We start from the raw sequence: 24,531 nt of genomic DNA, 5'->3' as shown, positions 1-24,531 counted from the left end.
ACTGTGCACGGCACGGGGGACACGGACGAGCGTCCGTGGCGTGCCGATGGAGGGGCTCGTGGCTGTCACGGCCGGTACCACGCACAGTCCCGCGGCGCGAGCCGCGACCACGCACGGTCCGGCGCGAGCCGGCACCGTCGGAGCGCCACCGCGCGTGGCGAGCGCCCCCTCCGGGGGTGGGCGCCGGCCTCGGCCCAGGCGCGGAGGGCCGCGATCGAGACGCCCCCGACGCGCCGGGCGGCCCCGAAGTCCGAGGCTCCCTCTCCGCCTCGTACCCCGAAGAGCCGCCACCGCCCTGCACCGCCGTTTCTGGGCGACGCTGCCCGCGCGACTGCGGCTGCTGCGGACCGTCACCCTCCTGCTGACCGTCGCCCTCGCCCTGCTGCTGGGCCTGGCCGGACTCGCCGCCAACGGCACCTGGGACACGGTCGCGGGCCGCGACGCACCCCGCACCACCAGCGCCGCCGACCTGAACCTCGCCCTCAACGACATGGACGCGCAGGCCGCCAACCTCCTGCTGGCCGGCGGCGACGGGGGCAAGGGACGCCTGGCGACGCCGTACGAGAAGGCGGTCGGCTTCTACGGGGACGCGCGCCGCGCGATCGGCCACGACCTGCGCACCCTCGCCGTCGCCGCCCAGGGCGACGCCGCCGACGAGCACACCGTCGAGTCGCTCACCGACGACTTCGCCGCATACCAGGAGCTGATCGGCCGCGCGCTGGAGAACGACGACCGCGCCGGCGGGGGACCGGCCGCCCTCGTCGACTACCGCGAGGCCACCGATCTCCTCCAGGCCCAGCTCCTGCCGAGCGCGAGGAAACTGGTGGACTCCAACGACAGCGCCTTCGACCGGCAGTACGACCAGGCCCGTTCGGTCCTCTCGGCCCAGCTCGCCGCCGTCCTCGTGCTCGGCGCGCTGCTGCTCGCCGCCCTCGGTGTCCTCCAGTGGTACCTGGCCCGCCGCTTCCACCGGATCCTCAACCCCGGCGTGCTGGCCGCCACCGTCTGCGCGCTGCTCGCCGTGCTCCTCGGCGGCCAGGCGCTCGCCGCCTCCGCCGACCGGCTGTACGGCGCCCGCCGCGACGCCTTCGACTCCGTCGTCGCCCTCTCCCGTGCCCGTGCGATCGCCTACGACGCGAACGCCGACGAGAGCCGCTACCTGCTGGACCCCGAGCGCCGCGAACAGTACGCGCAGGCGTTCCTCGCCAAGTCGCAGCAGCTGTACGGGATGAAGGGCGCGGGTCTCAACTCGTACGACTTCGGGCTCACCACGACCTGGAAGGAGTACCGCGCCGACCACCACACCCTCGACTTCGGCGGCGAGTTCGCGCGTGAGCTCGCCAACCTCACCTTCCCCGGCGAACGGGCCGCGGCGGAGCGGACGGTGGACGCGTACGCCGTCTACCAGCGCGACGACCGGAGGATCCGGGCCATGGTCGCGCAGGGCAAGGAGCGCGAGGCCGTCGCGTTCTGCATGGGCTGGGAGCCGGGCACGTCCAACGCCCACTTCGGGGCTTGGATGAGGGCGCTGGACCAGGTGACGGACATCAACCGGCGGCACTTCACGGCGGCGGTCCGCGCGGGCCGCTTCGAGGCCACCGGACTGCTCCCGTGGACGTGCGGTCTGCTGCTCGGCGCGGGTGCGCTGATCCTGCTGGGGCTGCGACCGAGGCTCGCCGAGTTCCGCTGAACCGGGGCTTGCTGAGCGGGGGTGCGCCGAACCGGGTTCCGCCGAGCCGGGGTCCGTCGCGGGCGCGTCACCGGTGCCGGGTGCCCGCCCGGGGCGTCGGCCCCTGCGGTTCCCCCCGCCGGAAGGACCCCGGAGCCCTGGCCGCGGGCCGGTCGGCGTGGGCCGAGGACGTCAGCTGCCACGGCACGCTCGTGACCATGACCCCCGGGGTGAACAGGAGCCGGTTCTTCAGCCACAGCGCCGACTGGTTGTGCAGGAGGTTCTCCCACCAGTGTCCGACGACGTACTCGGGGATGAAGACGGCGACGATGTCCCGCGGGCTCTCGCGGCGGATCGAGCGGACGTACTCCACGACAGGCCGGGTCACCTCGCGGTACGGCGAGTCGATGATCTTCAGCGGGACGTCGATGCCGTACTCCTCCCAGCGCCTGAGCAGCGCCGCCGCCTCGGCACGGTCGACGGAGACCGTCAGGGCCTCCAGCCGGTCGGGGCGGAAGGCGCGCGCGTAGGCGAGGGCACGGAGGGTCGGCTTGTGCAGGGTGGAGACCAGTACGATCCCCAACACGCGGGAAGGAAGGGTGAGTTCGCCCTTCGGGTCGGCCACCGCCAGTTCCGCCGACGTGGCGTCGTAGTGGCGCCGGATGCCGCGCATCATCACCCACAGCACGATCGCCGCGAGTACCGCGAGCCACGCGCCCTCCGTGAACTTGGTGGCCAGCACGATCACCAGCACCAGGCCGGTGACGACCGATCCGAGTGCGTTGATCACACGGGCCGTGTGCCGGCGGCGCCGCAGTTGCGGGTCGCGTTCGACGCGCAGCTCGCCGTTCCAGTGCCGGACCATGCCCAGCTGGGAGAGCGTGAAGGCGGTGAACACGCCCAGGATGTAGAGGTGGATGAGGTTGGTGACATTCGCCTTGAAGCCCCAGAGCAGCAGAGCCGCGACGATCGCGAGCGCCAGGATGCCGTTGGAGAACGCGAGCCGGTCGCCCCGGTTGTGCAACTGGTGTGGAAGGTAACGGTGTTGGGCCAGGATGGACGCGAGCAGGGGGAAGCCGTTGAAGGCCGTGTTCGCCGCCAGGATCAGGACCAGCGCGGTCGCCGCCTGGATGACGTAGAAGCCGACGCTGTGCTCGCCGCCGAAGACCGCCGCCGCGATCTGCGCGATCACCGTGCGCTGGGTGTACGCGGCGCAGTCGCCGGTGAGTCCCGTCAGCCGGCACGCGTCGTCCGTGATGTGCACCTTGGTGATCAGCGCCAGCGCGGTGACGCCCACGAACATGACGATCGCGAGGGCGCCCATCGCGGTCAGTGTCTCGGCCGCGTTCCTCGACTTGGGCTTGCGGAAGGCCGGTACGCCGTTGGAGATGGCCTCCACCCCGGTCAGCGCCGTACAGCCGGAGGAGAACGCGCGCAGCACCAGCATCAGCAGGGCGAGACCCGTCAGGTGCGCGTCCGAGGGGTCCGGCGCGACGCCGTACCCGGCGCTCTCGGCGACCGGCGCGTCCCCGAGGGCGTAGCGGATCAGGCCCGTGACCACCATGACGAGCACACCGCTGATGAACAGGTACGTCGGTGCGGCGAAGGCGCGTCCCGACTCCCGGACGCCCCGCAGGTTCATCGCCGTCAGGACCGCCACGAAGCCGATCGCCATCAGAACGCGGTGGTCGGCGAGGCGTGGGACGGCGGAGATGATGTTGTCGACGCCGGAGGCGACCGAGACGGCCACCGTCATGACGTAGTCGACGAGGAGCGAGGCGGCGACGACCAGTCCGGCGGTCGGGCCGAGGTTCGTCGACACCACCTCGTACGAGCCGCCGCCGCTCGGGTAGGCGTGCACCACCTGGCGGTACGACAGCACCACGACCGTCATCAGGGCCACGACCGCGGCCGCGATCCACGGGGTGAAGTGCAGGTAGGCAAGGCCGCCCAGGGTGAGGACCAGCAGGATCTCCTGAGTGGCGTACGCCACCGAGGACAGCGGGTCCGAGGCGAAGATCGGCAGGGCGAGCCGCTTGGGCAGCAGCGTCTCGTGCAGCTCTTCGCTGCGCATGGCCCGGCCGATCACCAGCCGCTTGAGGATCCCCGTGACGTTGAACACGGGCGGAGGGTAAGCCGGGGGAGGGGCCGGGAAGGGGCCCGACACTCACTCCGGGCCGCTCCTCACCATGTCGGCGAGGGTGGGCACAGGTCCCCCTCCGCACGACCGCTCGCTCACTCCAGCCCCGACACCTTGAAGACCGTCAGTGCCGTCTCGCGGTCGATCCGCTCCGAGACGCGGTGCAGCGCGGTCTGTCCGCACGAGAGCGTGGAGCGCAGGGCGGACAGGCGTGCGTCCTCGTCGAGACGGCGCCACAGCGGCGGATTGGCGACCAGGACCCGGGGGTCGATCTCGACGCGCGCGCCGAACGTGTCCCGCAGCACGAGCCGCTGGCCGACTCCGTCCAGGCAGCGCACCGACACCAGGTGGTCGGTGCGCACCAGCCGCGTGCGCAGCAGCCCGCGCGCCACCAGCCAGCCCTCGCCCGCGGAGACCCGGGTGGGGTACAGCACGACGAACAGCAGCACCGCGAGCGCGGCCCACAAGGTGGCGCGCGGCGCGGAGAGGGTGCCGACTCCCCAGTCGATGAGGAGGAGAAGGGCGAGCAGCACGGCCGCGCAGCGGATCGAACTGCGTACGTCCTGGGCCCAGAGGCGGTCGCGCGCGACTTCCGCCGAGGGTGGGGCGGTTGCGGCGACCGCGGTACGCGTGTCGCTGCGGCGGTTGCGGCGTTCCATACGACCGACGGTAGAGACCGGGGAGGCCCGAGGCAGCATGCCTTGACGCGTCTCTGATGACTTGGGCGTCAAGGATGCGACAAGAAGCGTCGGCCTGCCGCTACGCGGGCCGGGCGGCCCGGCCTCCCGCGGCCCATCGCCCGAGCACCGGCTCCGCGAAGGTGCGGGCCGGGAGGCACAGGGTCTGGCCGTGGCGGGCGAAGAGGGTCGCTTTCGCGGAGGTGGAGAATCGACGCCCGAGGGACGGGAGAAGGGCGGGCGCGGGCTGTATCCGGTGGATGCCTTCACGGGCGGGTGCTGGGCACGCCGCCCCGGCCGTCCCGTACGACGCACCGGCGCACCCGAAGGGCAAGGCGGTGTGGTTCGACCTGTCGATGCCGGGCCGATGAGCCGTGGGCCTCCGTAGCATTGCCGATCATGGACTTCAAGGCGTGCGTCGAAATGACCTCCGTACCGCCGGGACGGGTCACGCTGTCGGACCGGCGTACGCGGCGCAGTTGGTCGGTCGAGCTCGCCCCCTACGAGCTTGCCGTGTTCCCGGTCACCCGGGCGTTGTACGGGGAGGTGACGGGTCGGGCCACCGCTGCCGAGGGGGACCGGCTGCCCGTCGTGTGTGTTTCCTGGTGGGACGCGGTCCGATTCTGCAATGCCCTGTCCGGGCGTGAGGGGTTGGCGCCCGCCTACCACCTGCCTGCCGACAGCGAAGGCGTCAAGGGCGAAGACATTGAGTGGGATGCGTCCGCCGACGGGTACCGGCTGCCGACCGAAGCCGAGTGGGAGCACGCCTGTCGTGCCGGGACGAGCGGACCGCGCTACGGGCCGCTCGACGAGATCGCCTGGTACCGCGGCAACTCGGTCGAACGCGTCCACGACGTGGGCGGCAAGCGGCCCAACGCGTGGGGCCTGTACGACATGCTGGGCAACGTCTGGGACTGGTGCTGGGACCTCTACGACCCCGAGGTCTACGGCGCCTACCGGGTCCTGCGCGGTGGTGGCTGGTTCGACGAGCACTGGAGCTGCCGGGCCTCCGCGCGCCGCCGCAGCCACCCGACCTTCCAGGTCGACGACGTGGGCTTCCGCGTGGCGCGTTCCCTCGGCGGCTAGATCGGAGCCCTTCGTTCGGAGCGTCGCGGTTGTGCCCCGACGGGCCCGAACGCGGCTCCGACCCGGCGAGAGAAGGCTCGACCGGTTTCGGTTGTTCAGGGCCGGTAGACCATCCCCGGCTGGGGCTTGGCGGGGGCGAGCAGCTGCGACACCGTGACGATGGTGTAGCCGCGCTGTTTGAGCGCCTTGATGATTCCCGGGACGGCGGGAACGGTCCCCTTGTGCAGGTCGTGCAGCAGGATGATGCCGTCGCGGTGGGTCTGGTCGAGCACCCGCTTGGTGATCAGGGCCGAGTCGGTCGTCTCGTAGTCCTTGGCCGTGACGCTCCACAGCACCTGCGCCAGCCCCAGGTCCCGGCAGATCTTGGCCACCTTGCGGTTGGTGCGGCCCTCCGGCGGACGCATCAGGATGGGCCTGGTGCCAGTGATCTTCTCGATGGCGTCCTGCGTCCGGGTCAGCTCCTGACGGGCGTCGTCCGTGTTGATATCCGTCAAAACCTCGTGATACCACGTGTGATTGCCGATTTCGTGCCCCTCGTCCGAGATGCGACGCAGGATCTCGGGGTACTTCGCGATGTGGCCCTTGCCCTGCACGAAGAACGTCGCGTGCAGATCATCCTGCTTCAGGATGTCCAGCAGCTTGGGGGTCGTCAGGCTGGGGCCGCCGTCGAAGGTGAGGGCCACGCACTTCGCCTTGCGGCAGTCGACGTTCCCGGTCACCGATCCCGATGCCTTGCCCCGGGCGGCGCGCGGGGACGTGTGGTCGTACGTCGTGACCGTCAGGGCCAGGGTCAGCGCGACGGCCAGGACGACGGTCACGGTTGCCGCGAGGGCGATGAGTATGCGTGGCCGTCGTATTCGCGCGTACCGCGGCATGGGGACCTTTTCACGGATCTGGTGATTGCGGACGCCGGCCATCGGTGATTGCCGACGTTGCTTAGTGATGGCTTTTTCGGCCCTCAGGTTCCTTCGTGCGGGAGTTTTCCTGGTTGCCCTGTGTGAGGCCCTGGGTCAGCCCATGCCGTGCGCGTCCGGCCGCTCCATACCAGGGTGATGCGGGCCGTGCTGGTGCTCGACGCCGACCACGTCCAGTAGGGCGTCCAGGTCATGGGCGGCCGCGGCGGTCGACATGACCGTGAGGGCGAGGCACGCCGCGGTGGCGAGGGCGAGGCCCGGGCGGCGGGCCGGCGGCGGGGCGAGGAGGGCGGCGACCCGGCGGGGGACCGGGCCCGCGCCGGCGAGCGGTCCCCGCCGGCCGAGGACGCCGCGGAAGCCGAGGGTGGAGAGGCGGGGTGCGGGGGCGCCGTGGGCGGCCAGGGCCGCCTTGCCGACCGCGCGGGCGACCCGGCGCCGGTCGCCGGTGGCGCGGGCGGCCTGTTCGTCGGCCCAGCGTTCCACGGTGTAGGTGACGGCGGTGGCGAAGGGCCGCAGGAGGGGGTTGGCGGCGGCGCCCAGGCCGGCCAGGGCCACGAACAGATAGTGGTGGGCGGCGAGATGGGCGCGCTCGTGGGCGAGCAGGATGTCGTGCTCGGCCTTGTCCAGGGTGCGCAGCATGCCGGTGGAGACGACGACCCGCCCCGGCAGCCCCGGCAGCGCGTACGCGTCCGGAGCCTCGTCCTCGACGATGACGAGCCCGTCCGGCGTGGGCATGCACGCGGCGTCCCAGATGGCGGAGGCGATGGAGCGGCCCCGGCGCCACAGCATCCGCGCCACGGTCAGCAGTGCGCCGCCGAGCAGGAGGCCGGCGAGGAGCGCGACCGGCGGTTCGGCGGGGTCGTTGATCTGCGCGGTGCGGGCCGACCAGTGGCCGAGGTCGGCGAGGAACGGGACGCCTATCAGACCGGTGATCGCCAGGAGGCCCAGCGAGACGGTGGTCGCCACGCCCAGGATCAGCGCGGAGGCGGTGAGCAGCCAGGTGGCAAGGCGTGGTTCGCAGCGTTCGGAGAGCGGGCGGGCGCCGAGAGGCGCGATCACGGACAGCAGCAGCGGCAGATAAACGGCGATACGCATCCGGGCGGGCTCCTTGTCCTACCGGTCGGGGTCCGCGTCGGGTCCCAGCAGGTGGCGCAGCAGGTCCGCGTCGGTGTCGGACAGGCTGTCGGCGAAGCGGGCGAGCACCGCCTCGCGGTCGGGGCGTTCCTCGAGCACGGTGCGCATCCGGCGGGCGGCGAACCCGGGGTCGTCGGTCACGGGCGCGTAGGCGTACGCCCGTCCGCGCCGGGTGCGGGTGAGCAGCTGCTTGGTGTGCATCCGGGTGAGGATCGTGACCACGCTGCTGTACGTCAGCTCGCCCCCGAGCCGTTCGGCGACCTCGCCCGGGGTGAGCGCGGCCTCGGCCCGCTGGAGTACGCCGAGGATCTCGGACTCCCGCTCGCCGTTGGCCCGCTTGGAGCCCCGAGCCTGTGAATCGCGTGAATCGCGGCCCATGGGTTTGTCGTTCACCCGTCCATCTTCTACAGTCGTGTAAAACTTGAGCTTCTACGGCGGTGTAAATGCTGCCGTGGTCCGAGTCTGCCATGTGTCGCCGTGCGCCCGTGCCCCGGGGGACACGTGCTCGCCCCGTTCACCGCAGAGATGGATCCCATGAGTGCTATCAGCGTCGGCCAGGCCGTCGTACTCGGAGTCGTCGAGGGCGTGACCGAGTTCCTCCCCGTCTCCTCCACCGGCCACCTCAAGATCACCGAGGGGCTGATGAGCATCCCGGTCGACGACACGGCCGTGGTCGGCTTCACCGCCGTCATCCAGGTCGGCGCGATCGCCGCCGTGCTCGTGTACTTCTTCAAGGACATCGTGCGGATCGTCTCGGCCTGGGGCCGGGGGCTGCGCCACCGCGAGGAACGGCAGCACCACGACTACAAGTTCGCGTGGTGGGTCATCTACGCCACCATTCCCATCGTGATCGTGGGCCTCGCCGCCAAGCCGCTCATCGACGGGGCGCTCGGCTCGCTGTGGGTGGTCGCCGTCTCGCTGATCGTCGGCAGTGGCGCGATGTGGGCGGCGGACCAGATGGGGCGCCACAAGCGCGGTGAGGACGACACCACCTTCAAGGACGCGATACTGGTGGGCTGTTCACAGATCCTGGCGCTGCTCTTCCCGGGCTTCTCGCGCTCCGGCGCCACGATGTCGACCGCGCTGATCCTGGACCTGGACCGGGTCGCCGCCACCCGGCTCTCCTTCTTCCTCGGCATTCCCGCCCTCACCGGCGCCGGTCTGTACGAGCTGAAGGACGCCGTCGGCGCGGGCGTGGGCGCCGTACCGCTGGCCGTCGGCACCGCCGTCTCCTTCGTCGTCGCCTACGCGTCGATCGCCTGGCTGCTGAAGTTCGTCGCCAAGCACTCCTTCAACGCCTTCGTGATCTACAGGATTGTCGTCGGCGTGCTGCTTCTCGGGCTGCTGGGCGCGGGGGCGCTCAACGCCTGAGTGTTCGACGCCTGAGCGCTCAACACCTCACCGCCGAGTCGGCCCGCATCGCCGACGCCGGTGGCCGCGACCTCGGCCCCCTGCGTTTGTTTCCTTCGTCTTTGTTCCGGCGAGTCGGTGACGTCCCCCGTCATGCCCTCACCACTCTGGAGGCTGATCCGCTGTGCCCCACTCCGACAGTCCCCACCGCATCACCGTCATCTCCGCGAGCATGGGGGCCGGGCACGACGGCGCCGCCACCGAACTCACCCGCCACCTCACAGCGGCGGGCTTCCTCGTCGACCGCCACGACTTCCTCGACCTGCTGCCCGCCCGCATCGGAAAGCTGCTCTCCGGCGTCTACCTCCGGCTGTTGACCTGGGCTCCCGCGGGCTACCAGCGCATCTACGCCGCCACCGAGCACGAACGACGCCCCAACCCCGCCGTACGGGCCCTGCTGCGCGGTGCCGAACGCCGCACCCTCGCCACCGTCGCCCCCGACACCCGTGCGGTCGTCTCGACCTATCCCGGAGCCAGCCAGGTCCTCGGGGCCCTGCGGCTGCGCGGCCGGCTCGCGATACCGGCCCTGACCTACCTCACCGACTTCTCCGTCCACTCCCTGTGGGTGGCGCCCGGCATCGACGCCCACCTCGCCGCCCACGCGATACCCGCCGCCCAGGCGCACGAGCAGGGCGCGGCGGGTGTCACCGTGACCGGCCCGATGACCGACCCGCGCTTCACCCCCGCCGACGAGGACGAACGGCGCGCCGCCCGCACCCGTTTCGGCCTTCCCCCGGACACACCGCTCGCCCTGCTGGTCGCGGGCTCGTGGGGAGTCGGGCCCGTCCGGGAGGCCGCCGCGGAGATCCTCGGCACCGCGGTCGCGCTGCCGGTCGTGGTGTGCGGACGCAATCAGGCGCTGGCCGAACGGCTGCGCGCGGACGGCATCTCCCACGTGCACGGCTGGGTGGACGACATGCCCGGCCTGATGCACGCGTGCGACGTCCTCGTCCAGAACGCGGGCGGGCTCACCTCGCTGGAGGCGCTCGCGGGCGGACTCCCGGTCGTCAGCTACCGCTGCATACCCGGGCACGGCCAGACCAACGCCGCCGCGCTCGACGAGGCGGGCCTCGCCCCCTGGATCCGCGAGCCGGACCAGTTGGCGCCGACCCTGACCGAACTCCTCCATGGCCCGCGCGGCCGGGCGCAGCGCGAGGCGGGCCTGGCCCTGTTCACCGCGGCCCCCGGTCCCGTACCGGCCGTCACGGCGATGGCCCGCGGCCCGCTGTCCGCCGTACGCCCGGGCCGTCAGAGTTCCTCGACCGCGCTACCGGCCGGGACGCCGGACCTGTCCACGGCCACGATTCCGTCCCAGCGGCGCCCGGCCGACGGCCGCGCCGGGACTCCCGGCCCCCGGGCCGGCGCACGGTTCGGGCTGCCCGCGAGGCCCGGGCGGCCGGTCGGGGCGCCGCGCCTCCCCGTTGCCGCGCGGTTCGCCGCCAGGTCACGGCAGGCGCGGCGCCGTACGGTCCTCATGGTCGCCGCCGTCGCCGCCACCCTCTCCCTCGGTATCGGCGCCCCGCTCGCCTACGCCTACGGGGAGTCCCCCGGCCACCACTTCGGTGCGCTCACCCACTACCTGGAGGACGACGACCGATGAGGTCAGGCCCGGGCCGGCTGGCCCGTACCGTTCGGCGGGCCGGGGCGATCGCCCTGCCCGCGCTCGCCACCGCGCACGCCGCCCCGGTGATCTCCACCTTCGGCCCGCTGCGCAACCGGGCCATGCCCCGCCTCGCCGGCCGCGGCCGCCCCGACCACGTCGCGCTCACCTTCGACGACGGGCCCGACCACCTCTCCACCCCGCACTTCCTGCGGCTGCTGGACGCCCGGGGCATCCGGGCGACCTTCTTCCTGCTGGGCTCGATGCTGGCCCGCTCGCCCGGCCTGGCCAAGGAGATGGCCGCCGCCGGGCACGAGATCGGCATCCACGGCTGGCACCACCGCCCCCTGCTGCTGCGCGGCCCGCGCGCCACGTACGACGACCTCGCCCGGGCCCGCGACGCCGTCGCCGAGGTCACCGGCCGCCCGCCCACGCTGTTCCGGCCGCCGTACGGGGTGATGAACACCGCCGCCCACCTCACCTGCCGCCGCCTCGGGCTGACCCCGACGCTGTGGACGGCCTGGGGCGAGGACTGGCGCAAACGGGCCACCCCGGACTCCGTCCACCGCACCGTCACCCGCGATCTGTCCGGCGGCGGCACCATCCTGCTCCACGACTCCGACTGCACCTCGGCCCCGGACTCCTGGCGCACCACCCTCGCCGCCCTGCCCCGCGTCCTCGACACCTGCGAGACGCACGGCTGGCACGTCGGGCCGCTGCGCGAACACGGCGTCCCGGGCCCCTGACACGTCACCGGCCGCGAGGTCAGACGAGGTGGGCGAAGACCACCAGGTTCTCGGTGTAGTCCTTCGCCGAATGGTCGTAGTCGCCGGCGCAGGTGATCAGCCGGACCTCGGCGTCGCGGGTGTCGGCGTACACACGCTGGTCGGGGAAGTCGTCCTTCGCGAATGTGTCGGCGTTGTCGACCACGAAGGTGGCCTTGCGCCCGTCGGCCCTGTCCACGGTGAACCGGTCGCCCTTCTCCAGCTCCCTGAGGTCGGCGAAGACGGCCGCGGAGGTGGTCGTGTCGACATGGCCGGCGATGATCGCGGTGCCCGGCTCACCGGGGGACACACCCTTGGCGTACCAGCCGACCAGGTTCGTGTCGTCGGCGACCGGAGGCTGGAGCTTGCCCGCGGCGTCGACGGTCAGTTCGCTGAACGGGGCATCCACGTCGATCTTCGGGATGAGCAGCCGCGTCGGCTCGGACCGCGGCAGATGCTTGCCCGGCGGCCGGGCCGGGGACGACGGTGCGAGCGCCGCCGCGCCATGGGGCTTGGCCGAGGGGTCGGAGGGGTCGGAGGGCTTGCCATGGCCGCCGAACAGGCTCAGCGCCAGGACCAGGATTCCGACGCACCACACGAACATCGGCACGCCGGGCCGCGCGCCCTGGAGCGGCGTCACGGCCCGGGGCTCGACAGGGGAGGACAACCGGGATGCCATCGGGCACCACCTCACTGGAACACGTACGGGACAACTCGCTGGACCACGGCGGCGGAGCCGGCGCGGCACGGGGGGCAACCAGCCGGGCCGCCACACTGTGCGCAGGAGGCGGCCCGGGCTGCTATGTCGTCAGGCATGGATCAGGAAAGGCCGTGCGCCGCACGCTTGCGGCGCACGACGTAGGCACCCGCACCGGCGAGAGCCAGGACCGCCAGCCCACCGGCCGTCCTGCCCGGTGTGGCGAGCGCACCGCCACCCGTGTGCATGCCGCCGCGGGGCTTGTCGCGCCCCGAGTCCGAGTCGCTGTCGCGGTCGGAACCCGAGTCGTCGTTGCCCTTGTCGCCCTTGTCCTTGTAGGTCTCCGGGTTGAACTTCTCGTCGTCCTTGTTCCAGTCGTCACTGCGCACGGCGCTGAGGGCGCCGCCGCCGGTGTGCACGCCGCCGCGGGGCCCGTGGCGGTCGGAGCCGGAGTCGTCGCCCTTGCCGTAGTCGGAGCCGCCCTTCTTGCCGTGTTCGGAGCCGGAGTCGTCGCTCTTGCCCTGGTCCGAGCCCGAGTCGCTCTTGCCCTGGTCCGAGCCCGAGTCGCTCTTGCCATGGTCGGAGCCGGAGTCGCTCTTGCCATGGTCGGAGCCGGAGCCGTCGCTGTTCGAGTCCTCGCCGCGCACGGCGCTGAGGGCGCCGCCGCCGGTGTGCATGCCGCCGCGGGGCCCGTGGCGGTCGGAGCCGGAGTCGTCGCCCTTGCCGTAGTCGGAGCCGCCCTTCTTGCCGTGTTCGGAGCCGGAGTCGTCGCTCTTGCCCTGGTCCGAGCCCGAATCGCTCTTGCCACGGTCCGAGCCGGAATCGCTCTTGCCACGGTCCGAGCCCGAATCGCTCTTTCCACGGTCGGAACCCGAGTCGTCACCGCGCACGGTGGTCAGTGCTCCGCCGCCCGCGTGGATCCCCCCGTTCGGCTTGTGGTGCTCCCTGCTGTAGGAAGAGTCATCGTGGCCCTCGTCACCCGCCGTGGCGGCGAGAGCGCCTGGTGCGCCGATCGCGAGGGCGGCCGTGGCCGTCGCGGTGGCGAGGAGCATGCGGGCAGATCGCATCTTCGGAGTCCTTCCGTCGCAGCCAGGCAGCTGACACTGCGTCAGCTCGTGAGAACCCGACCCCGACGTGATCCACCGTCAGTCCGCCGGGCTCCGCGCACCACTCGAGCCGCTCACCTGGCGCACCCCCGAGGTCACGCCCACTCGGGCCCATTGAGCCAACCGATGACTCGTCAGACTGCACTGACCTGCTGTTTCGCCGGGGGTGAGCGGCCGTGCCCCCGCCCGCACCGTGCCTCGGGTACTACCCGATCGGCGGCAACACGACTGCGCGTCCCGCACCTTCGGTCCGCGGCGGTCCTGGCGCGTCCTTGCCCCGCCACACCGCACCGAGCCGGTCACACTGACTCAAACACCCCCACCCCCGCGAGGTCCCCATGGCGTACGGCCTGGCCCGCCGCGAACTGCGGCCGAGAGTTCCGCTGCGGCACGGAGAGGGCGACAAGTACCACCTGACCAGCGTCGAGGGGCTCGCCGCGCTCTCCCTGGACGCGCTGAGCTCGGTGGCGTACGGCCCCGAGGCGATCGTGCTCGTACTGATCGCCGCCGGAACGGGCGCGCTGTCCGCCACGTTCCCGGTGACGCTCGTCATCGCCGGACTGCTGGCGGTGCTCGTCGTGTCGTACGGACAGGTGATCGCCGTGCATCCGGACGGCGGCGGCGCGTACGCGGTGGGGAAGAAGGACCTCGGACCGACCGTCAGCCTGCTCGCGGCGGCCAGCCTCGTCGTGGACTACGTGCTGACCGTGACGGTCAGTCTGGCGGCGGGCGCGGCCAGCCTCGCCTCCGCGTTCCCGGTGCTCGGCTCGCACCTGCTCGCGGTCTGCCTGATCGGGCTCGCCCTGCTCACAGCCGTGAACCTGCGCGGTGTGGCCGAGAGCGCGCGGGTGCTGATGCTGCCCACCGTGCTGTTCATCGTGAGCATCCTCGGCATCGTCGTGCTCGGCCTGGCGCGAGGCCATCCCGTGGCGTTCGTCGGCACCGCCCAGCCCGTCCACGCCACCGAGGCACTGAGCGTCCTGCTGCTCCTCAAGGCGTTCTCCTCCGGCTGCTCCGCGCTCACCGGAGTCGAGGCCATCGCCAACGGCGTGCCCTCCTTCCGCGAGCCGCGCGTCAAACGCGCCCAGCGAACGGAGCTGATGCTCGGCGCACTCCTCGGTCTGATGCTCATCGGCATGGCCCTGCTGATCCGCCGCGACCATGTCGCCCCGCGTGGCGGTGTGACCGTACTCGCGCAGCTGACGGCGGGCGCGTACGGGACGGGATGGCCGTACTACGCGACCAATCTCATCGTCACCCTGGCCCTCGCCTTCGCCGCGAACACCAGCTTCGGCGGTCTGCCCGTCCTGATGAGCCTGCTCGCCAAGGACCACCGGCTGCCGCACCTCTTCGGGCTGCGCACGGAACGGCCGGTGTACCGGTGGGGCGTGGTGACCCTCGCCCTGCTCGCGGCCGTTCTCCTGATCGCCGTGAACGCCGACACCCACCGCATGATCCCGCTCTTCGCGATCGGCGTGTTCATCGGCTTCACCATCAGTCAGATCGGTCTCGTGCGGCACTGGACGGGGCAGCGTCCGCACGGCTGGCTGCGGCGCGCGTTCCTCAACGGGGTCGGCGCGGTACTGACCGCCGTGGCGGGCGTCGTCCTGCTCACCACCAAGTTCCTGGAAGGAGCCTGGGTGGTGGTCGTCGCCATCCCGCTGCTGATGCTGCTGTTCGACCGCATCCAGCGCTACTACACGACCGTCGGCCGGGAACTCGGACTCGGCGAGGTCCCGCCGCCCGTGCGCGTCGGCGACTCCCTCGTCATCGTGCCGGTCGGCGAGGTCAGCAGACTCACCCAGCATGCGCTGTCCGCCGCCCGCGCCCTCGGCCACGAGGTGGTCGCGGTCGCCGTCCACGCCGATCCGGCCAAAGTCCGTGCACTCAGGGAGAGTTGGGACCGCTGGAACCCGGGCGTACGCCTGGACGTCGTCGACAGCCCGCAGCGCTCGCTCGTGGAACCGATCGTCGACTACGTCCAAAGGGCGCAGGAGGGAGGACGGCAGATCGCCGTCCTCATCCCCGAGGTGGAGCCCCTCCACCGCCGCTATCAGATCCTGCAGAACCAGCGCGGCCTGCTCCTCGCCGCCGCGCTGCGGGCCCGCACGGACGTGGTCGTCTGCGTCGTGCCCTACCGGCTCAGCCTCTGAACCGGCCGCCGGCCAGGGCCCGATCCCGAAGAGGGGCCCGACAGACCCACAGACCTACAGTCCGATGTCCCGGCGGTTCATGTCGTCGAGGGATTCGCGGCGTACGAGTAGGCGTGCGGTGCCGTGGGAGACGGCGACGACGGGTGGGCGGCCGACGAGGTTGTAGCCGGAGGCCATGGAGAGGTGGTAGGCGCCGGCTGCGGGGACGGCGAGGAGGTCGCCGGGGTGGATGTCGCCGGGGAGGGCTACGTCGTCGGCGAGGATGTCGCCGGCTTCGCAGTGGCGGCCGACGACGGTGACGAGGTGGGGTGGTGCGGTGGTGGGGCGGCCGATGAGTCGGGGTGCGTAGCGCACTCCGTAGAGGGCGGGTCGGGGGTTGTCGCTCATGCCGCCGTCGACGGCGACGAAGGTGTGGGTGCCGGTGCGTTTGACGGACAGGACGCGGTAGACGGCGATGCCGGCGGGGCCGGCGACGGCGCGGCCGGGTTCGAGGGTGAGGCGGGGGACGGGCAGGGCGGCGCGGGTGCAGCCGTCTTCGATGAAGCTATGCCCGCCGGGCCGGGGACGGAGCCCCTCACTGACGGATGCTTGACGCGCTGCCCCGGACCCGTAACGCGCCCCTGACGTGGGCGACTGGGGGTGTTGTGCGGGTCACTCCGGACCCGTGGTGACCCGGGCGACACCCCCCGGTTCGCTCAGGATCTGCCCTCGGTCAGCTCCCGCGCGTCGAGCGGCAGCCACAGCCGGATTCGGCGGTGCATCGAGGCGAGCTCGCGGGACAGGGGCGAGGGCGGCAGGGCCAGCACCGGGCAGACGGCGTGCGCGAGGCAGTACCGGGCGACGGACGGGAACAGCCACCGGTGCAGCCTTCCTCGGCACCCCGGGCCGACCACCAGCAGGTCGTCGGCCCGGTCGGCGGTCTCGACCAGCGCCTGCCCCGGTGTGCCCCGTACGACAAGACCCTGGTGCGGGACCCCGGGCCCCGCGTCGCCGAAGGCGGCGTCCAGCGCGGCGAGCAGCCGCCGGCCCGCGTCCAGCCGGAGCATGGCCGTCGGCAGTGGACTGAGCGCACTGCGGTGGGCGAAATCACCACCGGGCTGCTCCCAGGCGACCACGACCAGCAGCTCGGCTCCGCGGCGCCGGGCCTCTGCGGCGGCCCGGCGCAGGGCCGCCAGGCTCCCCGGTGAACCGCTGACTCCCGCGACCACGCGCGGTCCCCGCTCTTCCTCGCTCATCGCTCGCGCACTCCTCGACGTCGGTCCACACACGTACCCATCGGCCATCGAAGGGCCGGAGGACGGCGGCGGACCGCCGCGTTGGCGTGGGCCTGACGGCGCGGGCGTGATTTATGACGCCCTCCTGACACCGCGGGGCCGGGCGCGGGGCGCACGCTCGAAGCGGGCTCTGACGTCGGTCTTACCCCTTGCTGGCACACTGGCCGTCCGTTCCGGGAAATCTGGGGAAGGAGTACCGCATGTCGATGGTCGGCAACCTGCGCAAAGTCGCCCGTCTGGCACGCGGCGGACGCCGGGTGGACCTGAGTCACCCCGCCCGCTCCCCGCTCGGCTCCGCCGTCGTCAACTGCGTCATCTACCGCGACGGCGTCCGCCAGAAGGCCGCGCCCAGCGTCGAGGAGTCCGTCGCCCGGGTCCGCAAACACGGCGGCCACGGCTTCGTCTGGCTCGGTCTGCACGAGCCCACCGAGACGGAGTTCGCCCGGGTCGCCGAACTGTTCGGGCTGCACCCGCTCGCCGTCAAGGACGCGGTCCACGCCCACCAGCGCCCCAAGGTCGAGCAGTACGGCGACGTCCTGTTCGCCGTCTTCAAGACGGTCTCCTACGTCGAACACACCGAACTGACCGCCACCAGCGAGGTCGTGAACACCGGCGAGATCATGGTCTTCGCGGGCCCCGACTTCGTGGTGACCGTACGGCACGGACGGCACGGCTCCCTCGGCCCCCTGCGCGAGGATCTGGAAGCCGAGCCGGAGCAGCTGGCCAAGGGGCCGACCGTGGTGCTGCACGCCATCGCCGACCACGTCGTGGACGACTACCTGACCGTCACGGACGCCGTCCAGAACGACATCGACCAGGTGGAGACGTCCGTCTTCTCACCTCGCGGTGCCCAGGGGGCCGACGCCGGCCGCATGTACCAGCTCAAGCGCGAACTTCTCGAACTCAAGCGCGCGGTGGTCCCCCTCGGCCGCCCTCTCCACATCCTGGCGACCGAGCCGATGCGCCTCATCGCCCCCGAGATACAGGCGTACTTCCGTGACGTCGCCGACCACCTGTCCCGGGTCACCGAACAGATCACCGCCTTCGACGCCCTCCTCGACTCCATCCTCCAGGCCCACCTCGCCCAGGTCTCCGTCGCCCAGAACGAGGACATGCGCAAGATCACGGCCTGGGCCGCGATCATCGCCGTACCAACGATGGTGTGCGGCGTCTACGGCATGAACTTCGACCACATGCCCGAACTCCACTGGCGCTTCGGCTACCCCTTGGCCCTCACGGTGATCGCCGTGTCGTGCTTCGTCATCCACCGCGGGTTCAAGCGCAACGGCTGGCTGTGACCGCGGCTGTGCCCAGGCCCTAGGGACGCGGTTCCTCGTAGGGGATGCGGCTCAGGTGCAGGACCTCTCCCAGCGTGCCCCACTCGTCGCCGCCGAGCTTGGTGAGCGGGAGCAGACGTGCGGAGCCGGGGCGGCCTTCGACGATGTGGTCCTCGTGCACCGCCGCGTGGAGCACCCGTCCGAAGACGAGGGTGGAGTTTCCCATCCGCAGGGTGGTGTGCGAACGGCATTCGAGAACGACGGGGGAGGCCGCCACTCGGGGCGGTCGTACCCGCAGGCTCGGTTCGCGGTCGATTCCCGCGAAGTCGAATTCACTGACCGACCGGGGGAAATCGGTGGCAGTGGCGTTGATCAACTGCAGCAGCGGTTCGGAGGAGAAGTTGACGACGAACTCCCCGGTGTCCTCGACATTGCGCAAGGAATCCTTGCGGCCGATCGAGGTGAACTGCACGATCGGCGGGTCGGTACTGACGATGCTGAAAAAGGAGTGCGGGGCGAGGTTCTCGGTCGAGCCGTCCGGCGTGACGGTGGAGATCCATGCGATCGGACGAGGGATGACGACCGAGGTGAGGAACCGGTAGAAGTCGGCTCCGGGCATGGCTTCCGGGTCGAAATCGACGCGCATGAAATCCAGTATCCGCCGGGCCGGTGCGGTATGCCCGTCATGCCCGTCATGTCCGCTGTGCGGGCCGCTCCCGGGCGGGACCCGAAGGCCTCGCCCGTGTCACGGAGAACCTGAGATCAGGGCCACACCAGGCAGTACGGCTGGTGCCCCGCCTCGTGCAGACGATGGCTGAAATCCTGCCATTCGTGGAGGAGCTGGTACACGTTGAAGGCGTCCCGCGGGCCCCCGCGGTCCGGGACCGTCGACCAGATGAAGGCCGCCGCGCCGACCGCCTCCTCGCCGATGCCCCGCAGGGGGTCGACGACGGTCATGGGGAGCTTCACGACGGCGTAGTCGGGGTGCAGGACGACCAGTTCCAGGGGCGGGACCTTGTGGAGAGGGACGCCCTCGATACCGGTGAGGACCATCGCGGCCATGGTCTCCGGCTTGATCTTGGTGAACATGCCGTTCATGCCGAGCTCGTCGCCGCCGAGTTCCTCGGGGCGCATCGAGATCGGCACGCGGGCCGCCGTCGCGCCGTCCGGCGCGCCGAAGTATTTGTAGGTCACCCCCACCCGGCCACCATTCCCGCTTCCTGCCCTGAGCCGGTCTGCCCCGCGGTCCGTGTAGTCCATACCGTCCATACGGCCCGACGGGTCGATCCGCTCAGGATCGTTCTGTGTTCCTTGCGACCCGGGTGCTCCGGGTGATCCGGGAGAGCCCGGCGACCCCTGCGTCTGTCGTGCCTCGGCCGCTTCCTCCGCCTCGCGCCGGTGCCTTCCCCGCCGGGCACGCCGAGGACCGAGGTCATCGGTCCCCTCGCCCAGTCCGCCACCGCGATGCATATCTCCACCCGACTGCTTTTCTAAGGCGCGCGACCCCCGCCACGCAACCCGATCATCGTGACAGTGACCTCCCCCACGGCCGCACGCCGAAACGTACGCTGAAACACCTGTCCGCAGGATCTTCGCAGCCTCTGACACCATGGCCCGTGTGAGCTATCCGTACGAAGCCCCAGTTTCGCAGACTCTTTTCGACCGTGCGGCTGCCGTCACGCCCGGCGGCGTGAACTCTCCGGTGCGCGCGTTCCGCGCCGTGGGCGGTACGCCCCGCTTCATGGTGTCCGGAAACGGTCCATACCTGACCGATGCCGACGGGAGGGAATACGTCGACCTCGTGTGTTCGTGGGGGCCGATGATCCTCGGGCACGCGCATCCCGACGTCATCGGCGCCGTCCAGGAGGCCGTCGCGCGCGGCACCTCCTTCGGCACTCCCGGTGAGGGCGAGGTCGCGCTCGCCGAGGAGATCGTCGCCCGCGTCGAGCCCGTCGAGCAGGTCCGGCTCGTCTCCAGCGGGACCGAGGCGACCATGTCCGCCATCCGGCTCGCCCGCGGGTTCACCCGGCGGTCGAAGGTGATCAAGTTCGCCGGGTGCTATCACGGGCATGTCGACGCGCTGCTGGCGTCGGCGGGGAGCGGGGTGGCGACTTTCGCGCTGCCCGACACCCCCGGTGTCACCGGCGCCCAGGCCGCCGACACGATCGTGCTGCCCTACAACGACCTCGAAGCCGTGAACGAGGCCTTCCACGCGCACCCCGGTGAGATCGCCTGTGTGATCACCGAGGCCTCGCCGGGCAACATGGGTGTCGTACCGCCCCAGCCCGGGTTCAACCAGGGACTCAAGGACGCCTGCGCGCGCAACGGCGCCCTGTTCATCTCCGACGAGGTCATGACCGGATTCCGGACCAGCAAGGCCGGTTGGTACGGGATCGACGGGGTACGTCCCGATCTCATGACGTTCGGGAAGGTCATGGGCGGAGGATTCCCCGCCGCCGCCTTCGGTGGCCGCAAGGACGTCATGGAGCACCTGGCTCCCGCGGGGCCCGTCTACCAGGCCGGCACGCTCTCCGGTAACCCCGTCGCGACCGCCGCCGGGCTCGCCCAGCTGCGGCTGCTCGACGACGCCGCGTACGACAAGGTCGACGCCGTCTCCGAGCAGATCCGCGGGCTGGTCACGGAGGCGTTGAGCAAGGAGGGCGTGGCACACCGGCTGCAGAACGCCTCCAACATGTTCTCGGTCTTCTTCACCGGGCGTGACGTGCGCGACTACGAGGGCGCGAAGGCGCAGGAGTCCTTCCGGTTCACCGCGTTCTTCCACTCGATGCTGGCGCAGGGCGTCTATCTGCCCCCGTCGTCCTTCGAGTCGTGGTTCGTGTCCACGGCCCACGACGAGCGGGCCATTCAGCGGATCGCCGACGCCCTTCCGGCGGCGGCTCGGGCAGCGGCGGAGGCCACGGCATGAGCCAGGAACAGACGCAGGGTCAGACGCAGGGCCGGGATCAGGACATCACCGTCGTGCATCTCATGCGGCACGGCGAGGTCGCCAACCCGGACGGGGTGCTGTACGGGCGGCTGCCCGGCTACCACCTGTCCGAGCTCGGGCGGCAGATGGCCGAGCGGGTCGCCGAGCACCTGGCCCCGCGGGACGTCACGTATGTCGTCGCCTCCCCGCTGGAGCGGGCGCAGGAGACCGCGACGCCCATCGCGAAGGCGCACGGTCTCGACCTCGACACCGACGGGCGGCTGATCGAGGCCGAGAACGTGTTCCAGGGGAAGACCTTCGGTGTGGGGGACGGGGCGCTGCGGCGGCCCGAGAACTGGAAGCACCTCGTCAACCCGTTCAAGCCGTCCTGGGGCGAGCCGTACGTCGATCAGGTCGTACGGATGATGGGGGCGCTGGACGCCGCCAAGGACGCGGCCCGTGGGCATGAAGCGGTGCTGGTCAGCCACCAGTTGCCGATCTGGATCGTGCGGTCCTTCGTGGAGAAGCGGCGGTTGTGGCACGACCCGCGCAAGCGGCAGTGCACGCTGGCGTCCCTGACGTCCTTCACCTACCGCGGCGACAAGATCGTGTCCGTGGGATACAGCGAGCCCGCCCGGGATCTCGTTCCCGCCCATCTCCTCGCGGGCGCCAAGCCGGTGAAGGGGAAGGGCAAGGCGTTCGGGGCGTAGAGCGTCCATTCCCGTACATGTTGGCGCAAAGTGTTTGTATGCGTCGCTACCCGAACTGTTCTTCGTAAAATACGATCAATGTTGCGCGTTCGAAGGAACCTATCTGCTTGTCGTGCCCTCTCATTGTGTGTCAGCTGGGAGCCAGCTGAGAGGGCACGATGAGATGGGGACCGAATGCGGGACATCAGCCGGAGGGGAATGATCGGACTCGGGGCGGGTGCCGCGGCGGCGATGGGACTCGCGGCGTGCGGCACCGACCAACAGGACGGTCATGGCGGGGGCGGTGGTTCCCGGTCGGGCAAGCCCGGTCCGTCCGGCAAGCCCAGCGCCTCCGCGCACCCCGCCCGCCTGATAGGCGACGGCTCCACCTCCTTCACGGGCAAGCAGCCGAACCAGCCCGCGAAGCCGGTTCCTCTGGAGCCCGGCCAGACCCCTCCGCAGTTCGTCATCTTCTCCTGGGACGGCGCGGGTGAGGTCGGGACCGGACTCTTCTCCCGCTTCCTCCGGCTCGCCCGTGAGCACGAGGCGCACATGACCTTCTTCCTCTCCGGGCTGTACCTCCTGCCCGAGTCGAAGAAGCGCAAGTACCTGCCGCCGAACAACCCCCGGGGCGCCTCCGACATCGGCTATCTCTCCGACGACCACGTCAAGTCGACGCTCGGGCTCGTCCGGCAGGCCTGGCTCGACGGCCACGAGATAGGCACGCACTTCAACGGCCACTTCTGCTCCGGCCACGGCACCGTCGGCAACTGGACGCCGGCGCAGTGGCGCAGCGAGATCGACCAGGCCAAGTCCTTCGTCAAGGAGTGGCGGACCAACACGGGCTGGACCGATCTGCCCCCGCTGCCCTTCGACTACGAGAAGGAACTCGTCGGCGCGCGCACCCCCTGTCTGCTCGGCCAGGACAACCTGCTGCCCACCGCCAAGGAGCTCGGCTGGCGCTACGACGCCTCCTCGCCCGGCGGCCGCCAGGTCTGGCCGCAGAAGCGGCACGGACTGTGGGACCTGCCCCTCCAGGCGATCCCCTTCCCGGGGCGCAGCTTCGAGGTGCTGTCCATGGACTACAACATGCTGGCCAACCAGTCGATCAACTCGACGAAGGCGCCCGCGCACAACTACCCGGCGTGGCGGCAGCAGGCGGGCGAGGCGTACGTCGCCGGATTCCGGCGGGCCTACGAGAGCAACCGGGCGCCCTTCTTCATCGGCAACCACTTCGAGCACTGGAACGGCGGCATCTACATGGACGCCGTCGAGTACGCCTTCAAGCACATAGCCCGGGAGAAGGAGAAGGGCGAGGACGTCCGCCTCGTCTCCTTCCGGCAGTACGTGGACTGGATGGACGTACAGAAGCCCGAGATCCTGGCCAAGCTGCGGACGTTGGACGTGGGACAGCGGCCCGCGGGTGGCTGGAAGACGTTCCTCGGCGACACCGGCAAGGGGGCTGGTACGAGTTCGGGTACGGGTACCGGCACTGGTACCGGCACCGGGACGGCCACTTCCAAGGAGTCCGGGAACGCCGCCTGAAATGGTGTTTTCCGCCCGCGAGGGGGGTGCGGAAGATCCTCGAAACGGGCATGCGAAACTTTTCACATGAGTGCCGCCTGCCGCGCCGAACAGCGCTCGAACCGCACCCGTAGCCGCGCCGCCCTGCTCACCACCGGGGCCGCCGTCGCCGCGCTTGTCCTGTCCGCGTGCGGTTCGGGAGGGACGTCCGGGGGCTCGGGCGACAGCAACTTCGTGGCGGGCAAGGACGGCATCTCGACCGTCGCCAAGGGCTCCCGGGCCGAGGCCCCCGACCTCTCCGGCCCGACCGTGGACGGCAAGCAGCTCGACGTCAAGGACTACAAGGGCAAGGTCGTCGTCGTGAACGTGTGGGGCTCCTGGTGCCCGCCGTGCCGCGCCGAGGCGCCGAACTTCGTCAAGGTCGCCAAGGACACCGCGGCGAAGGGCGTGCAGTTCGTCGGCATCAACACCCGTGACGCCAACATCAGTCTGGCCCAGGCGTTCGAGAAGCAGCAGGGCGTCACCTACCCCAGCCTCTACGACCCGACGAGCAAGCTGCTGCTCCGCTTCAAGAAGGGCACGCTGAACCTGCAGACGATCCCCTCCACGATCGTCATCGACCGGGACGGGAAGATCGCGGCCCGTACGCTGCAGGCCCTCAGCGAGGAGAAGCTCCGCGAGATGCTCGACCCCGTAGTCGCGGAGAAGTGACCCGACGTGTCCCTTCTCGCCGCGTCCACGAACCTCGCCGCGTCGTCCGACACCGTCGTCAGCGGTGCCCTGGTGCTCGCCCTGCCGATCGCCGTCCTCGGCGGCCTCGTCTCCTTCTTCTCACCGTGCGTGCTGCCGCTCGTCCCCGGCTATCTGTCGTACGTGACCGGTGTCACCGGCACGGATCTGGCGGACGCCAGACGGGGGCGGATGGTCGCGGGCGCCAGCCTGTTCGTGGTGGGGTTCACCGCCGTGTTCGTCTCCGGCGGGGCGCTGTTCGGCTACTTCGGATCGACCCTCCAGGAGTACCAGAGCACGCTCAGCAAGATCCTCGGCGTGCTGATGATCGCGATGGGCGTGTTCTTCATGGGGATGATGCCCTGGCTCACGCAGCGCGAGTTCCGCTTCCACAAACGGCCGGTGACCGGCCTGGTGGGCGCTCCGATACTCGGTGCGCTCTTCGGTATCGGCTGGACGCCCTGCCTGGGACCGACGCTCTCCTCCATCAATTTTCTTTCCATGAACCAGGCGAGCGCGGGCCGCGGCGCCATACTGACCGTCGCGTACTGCGTCGGCCTGGGAGTGCCCTTCGTCCTCGCCGCCGTCGCCTTCCGCAAGGCGCTCGGTGCCTTCGCCTGGGTCAAGCGGCACTACGCATGGGTGATGCGGATCGGCGGCGGCATGATGATCGTGACCGGCCTGCTCCTGCTCACCGGCGCCTGGGACAGCATCGTGCAGCAGATGCAGACCTGGTCCAACGGCTTCACGGTAGGGATCTGA

The 24,531-nt window shown here is 70.9% G+C and carries 22 protein-coding genes and 1 pseudogene; 12 read left to right on the top strand and 11 right to left on the bottom strand.

Annotated elements, in window-relative coordinates; all coding sequences use genetic code 11:
* Positions 1-58 precede the first annotated feature (58 nt).
* A complete protein-coding gene (locus ACZ7M3_RS10040) occupies positions 59-1,690 on the top strand; it encodes a hypothetical protein (protein ID WP_472062095.1) in 1,632 nt (543 codons plus the stop codon).
* Positions 1,691-1,757: 67 nt separating this feature from the next.
* Here the strand turns inward: ACZ7M3_RS10040 and ACZ7M3_RS10035 are convergent, their stop codons facing one another.
* Positions 1,758-3,743 (bottom strand): APC family permease, encoded by a 1,986-nt coding sequence (locus ACZ7M3_RS10035; protein ID WP_472062212.1) that lies wholly within the window; start codon positions 3,741-3,743, stop codon positions 1,758-1,760.
* Between the two features lie 161 nt (positions 3,744-3,904).
* Entirely contained in the window at positions 3,905-4,468 is a 564-nt protein-coding gene (locus ACZ7M3_RS10030) for a hypothetical protein (RefSeq protein WP_472062093.1), read from the bottom strand.
* 417 nt (positions 4,469-4,885) lie between these two features.
* On the opposite strand from ACZ7M3_RS10030, the gene ACZ7M3_RS10025 reads away from it, so the two are divergent.
* Positions 4,886-5,572, top strand: a complete 687-nt coding sequence (locus tag ACZ7M3_RS10025) for a formylglycine-generating enzyme family protein (RefSeq protein WP_472062091.1) — start codon at positions 4,886-4,888, stop codon at positions 5,570-5,572.
* 95 nt (positions 5,573-5,667) lie between these two features.
* Here ACZ7M3_RS10025 and ACZ7M3_RS10020 read toward each other — a convergent pair whose 3' ends face one another.
* The 3 genes from ACZ7M3_RS10020 to ACZ7M3_RS10010 all read right to left on the bottom strand — a co-directional run bounded on the left by ACZ7M3_RS10020 (position 5,668) and on the right by ACZ7M3_RS10010 (position 8,013).
* Positions 5,668-6,447, bottom strand: coding sequence for a polysaccharide deacetylase family protein (locus ACZ7M3_RS10020; protein WP_190169853.1), 780 nt, complete (start codon positions 6,445-6,447; stop codon positions 5,668-5,670).
* A 135-nt stretch (positions 6,448-6,582) separates the two neighbouring features.
* Positions 6,583-7,581 (bottom strand): M56 family metallopeptidase, encoded by a 999-nt coding sequence (locus tag ACZ7M3_RS10015; RefSeq protein ID WP_472062089.1) that lies wholly within the window; start codon positions 7,579-7,581, stop codon positions 6,583-6,585.
* 18 nt (positions 7,582-7,599) lie between these two features.
* Positions 7,600-8,013, bottom strand: a complete 414-nt coding sequence (locus tag ACZ7M3_RS10010; RefSeq protein ID WP_472062087.1) for a BlaI/MecI/CopY family transcriptional regulator — start codon at positions 8,011-8,013, stop codon at positions 7,600-7,602.
* 141 nt (positions 8,014-8,154) lie between these two features.
* Between ACZ7M3_RS10010 and ACZ7M3_RS10005 the strand changes: the two genes are divergently transcribed.
* The 3 genes from ACZ7M3_RS10005 to ACZ7M3_RS09995 all read left to right on the top strand — a co-directional run bounded on the left by ACZ7M3_RS10005 (position 8,155) and on the right by ACZ7M3_RS09995 (position 11,376).
* Positions 8,155-8,991 carry an undecaprenyl-diphosphate phosphatase gene (locus ACZ7M3_RS10005; protein WP_472062085.1) on the top strand — a complete coding sequence of 279 codons (837 nt, stop codon included), beginning with the start codon at positions 8,155-8,157 and terminating at the stop codon, positions 8,989-8,991.
* 163 nt (positions 8,992-9,154) lie between these two features.
* The gene (locus tag ACZ7M3_RS10000; RefSeq protein WP_472062083.1) at positions 9,155-10,630 is read left to right on the top strand and encodes an MGDG synthase family glycosyltransferase; all 1,476 of its coding nucleotides are present in this window, start codon (positions 9,155-9,157) and stop codon (positions 10,628-10,630) included.
* Positions 10,627-11,376: a polysaccharide deacetylase family protein gene (locus ACZ7M3_RS09995; RefSeq protein WP_355303143.1), complete on the top strand. Its 750-nt coding sequence runs from the start codon at positions 10,627-10,629 to the stop codon at positions 11,374-11,376. Before ACZ7M3_RS10000 ends, ACZ7M3_RS09995 begins: the two co-directional genes overlap by 4 nt.
* Positions 11,377-11,395: 19 nt before the next feature.
* Here ACZ7M3_RS09995 and ACZ7M3_RS09990 read toward each other — a convergent pair whose 3' ends face one another.
* Both ACZ7M3_RS09990 and ACZ7M3_RS09985 read right to left on the bottom strand, forming a co-directional pair.
* On the bottom strand, positions 11,396-12,073 hold the full coding sequence (locus ACZ7M3_RS09990) for a class F sortase (protein ID WP_472062081.1): 678 nt from the start codon (positions 12,071-12,073) through the stop codon (positions 11,396-11,398).
* A gap of 140 nt (positions 12,074-12,213) precedes the next feature.
* Entirely contained in the window at positions 12,214-13,158 is a 945-nt protein-coding gene (locus ACZ7M3_RS09985) for a hypothetical protein (RefSeq protein WP_472062079.1), read from the bottom strand.
* Between the two features lie 377 nt (positions 13,159-13,535).
* Between ACZ7M3_RS09985 and ACZ7M3_RS09980 the strand changes: the two genes are divergently transcribed.
* Positions 13,536-15,350: an APC family permease gene (locus ACZ7M3_RS09980; protein WP_472062077.1), complete on the top strand. Its 1,815-nt coding sequence runs from the start codon at positions 13,536-13,538 to the stop codon at positions 15,348-15,350.
* A 54-nt stretch (positions 15,351-15,404) separates the two neighbouring features.
* Here ACZ7M3_RS09980 and ACZ7M3_RS09975 read toward each other — a convergent pair.
* Together ACZ7M3_RS09975 and ACZ7M3_RS09970 are read right to left on the bottom strand one after the other, a co-directional pair.
* A pseudogene (locus ACZ7M3_RS09975) lies at positions 15,405-15,878 on the bottom strand (diaminopimelate decarboxylase family protein); the annotation flags it as partial.
* 167 nt (positions 15,879-16,045) lie between these two features.
* Positions 16,046-16,585 (bottom strand): universal stress protein, encoded by a 540-nt coding sequence (locus tag ACZ7M3_RS09970; RefSeq protein ID WP_472062075.1) that lies wholly within the window; start codon positions 16,583-16,585, stop codon positions 16,046-16,048.
* Positions 16,586-16,824: 239 nt separating this feature from the next.
* Here ACZ7M3_RS09970 and ACZ7M3_RS09965 point away from each other — a divergent pair, with 239 nt between their 5' ends.
* Positions 16,825-17,922 (top strand): magnesium and cobalt transport protein CorA, encoded by a 1,098-nt coding sequence (locus tag ACZ7M3_RS09965; protein WP_472062073.1) that lies wholly within the window; start codon positions 16,825-16,827, stop codon positions 17,920-17,922.
* A gap of 19 nt (positions 17,923-17,941) precedes the next feature.
* Here ACZ7M3_RS09965 and ACZ7M3_RS09960 read toward each other — a convergent pair whose 3' ends face one another.
* Positions 17,942-18,547: a flavin reductase family protein gene (locus ACZ7M3_RS09960; RefSeq protein WP_472062071.1), complete on the bottom strand. Its 606-nt coding sequence runs from the start codon at positions 18,545-18,547 to the stop codon at positions 17,942-17,944.
* A 116-nt stretch (positions 18,548-18,663) separates the two neighbouring features.
* Positions 18,664-19,101: a hypothetical protein gene (locus tag ACZ7M3_RS09955; RefSeq protein WP_003974483.1), complete on the bottom strand. Its 438-nt coding sequence runs from the start codon at positions 19,099-19,101 to the stop codon at positions 18,664-18,666.
* 409 nt (positions 19,102-19,510) lie between these two features.
* On the opposite strand from ACZ7M3_RS09955, the gene hemL reads away from it, so the two are divergent.
* The 5 genes from hemL to ACZ7M3_RS09930 all read left to right on the top strand — a co-directional run bounded on the left by hemL (position 19,511) and on the right by ACZ7M3_RS09930 (position 24,531).
* Positions 19,511-20,827 (top strand): glutamate-1-semialdehyde 2,1-aminomutase, encoded by a 1,317-nt coding sequence (hemL, locus tag ACZ7M3_RS09950; RefSeq protein WP_472062069.1) that lies wholly within the window; start codon positions 19,511-19,513, stop codon positions 20,825-20,827.
* Positions 20,824-21,537, top strand: coding sequence for a histidine phosphatase family protein (locus tag ACZ7M3_RS09945; RefSeq protein ID WP_351302161.1), 714 nt, complete (start codon positions 20,824-20,826; stop codon positions 21,535-21,537). The genes hemL and ACZ7M3_RS09945 overlap by 4 nt, the downstream gene beginning before the upstream one ends.
* Before the next feature lie 174 nt (positions 21,538-21,711).
* A complete protein-coding gene (locus tag ACZ7M3_RS09940) occupies positions 21,712-23,061 on the top strand; it encodes a polysaccharide deacetylase family protein (protein ID WP_472062067.1) in 1,350 nt (449 codons plus the stop codon).
* Positions 23,062-23,127: 66 nt separating this feature from the next.
* Complete coding sequence (locus ACZ7M3_RS09935; protein ID WP_472062065.1) at positions 23,128-23,751, top strand: TlpA family protein disulfide reductase; 624 nt, start codon at positions 23,128-23,130, stop codon at positions 23,749-23,751.
* 6 nt (positions 23,752-23,757) lie between these two features.
* Positions 23,758-24,531 carry a cytochrome c biogenesis CcdA family protein gene (locus ACZ7M3_RS09930; protein WP_121418366.1) on the top strand — a complete coding sequence of 258 codons (774 nt, stop codon included), beginning with the start codon at positions 23,758-23,760 and terminating at the stop codon, positions 24,529-24,531.

It is taken from the genome of Streptomyces sp. NPDC111656 (assembly GCF_055656965.1).
This window is presented reverse-complemented; position numbering and strand designations above follow the sequence as displayed.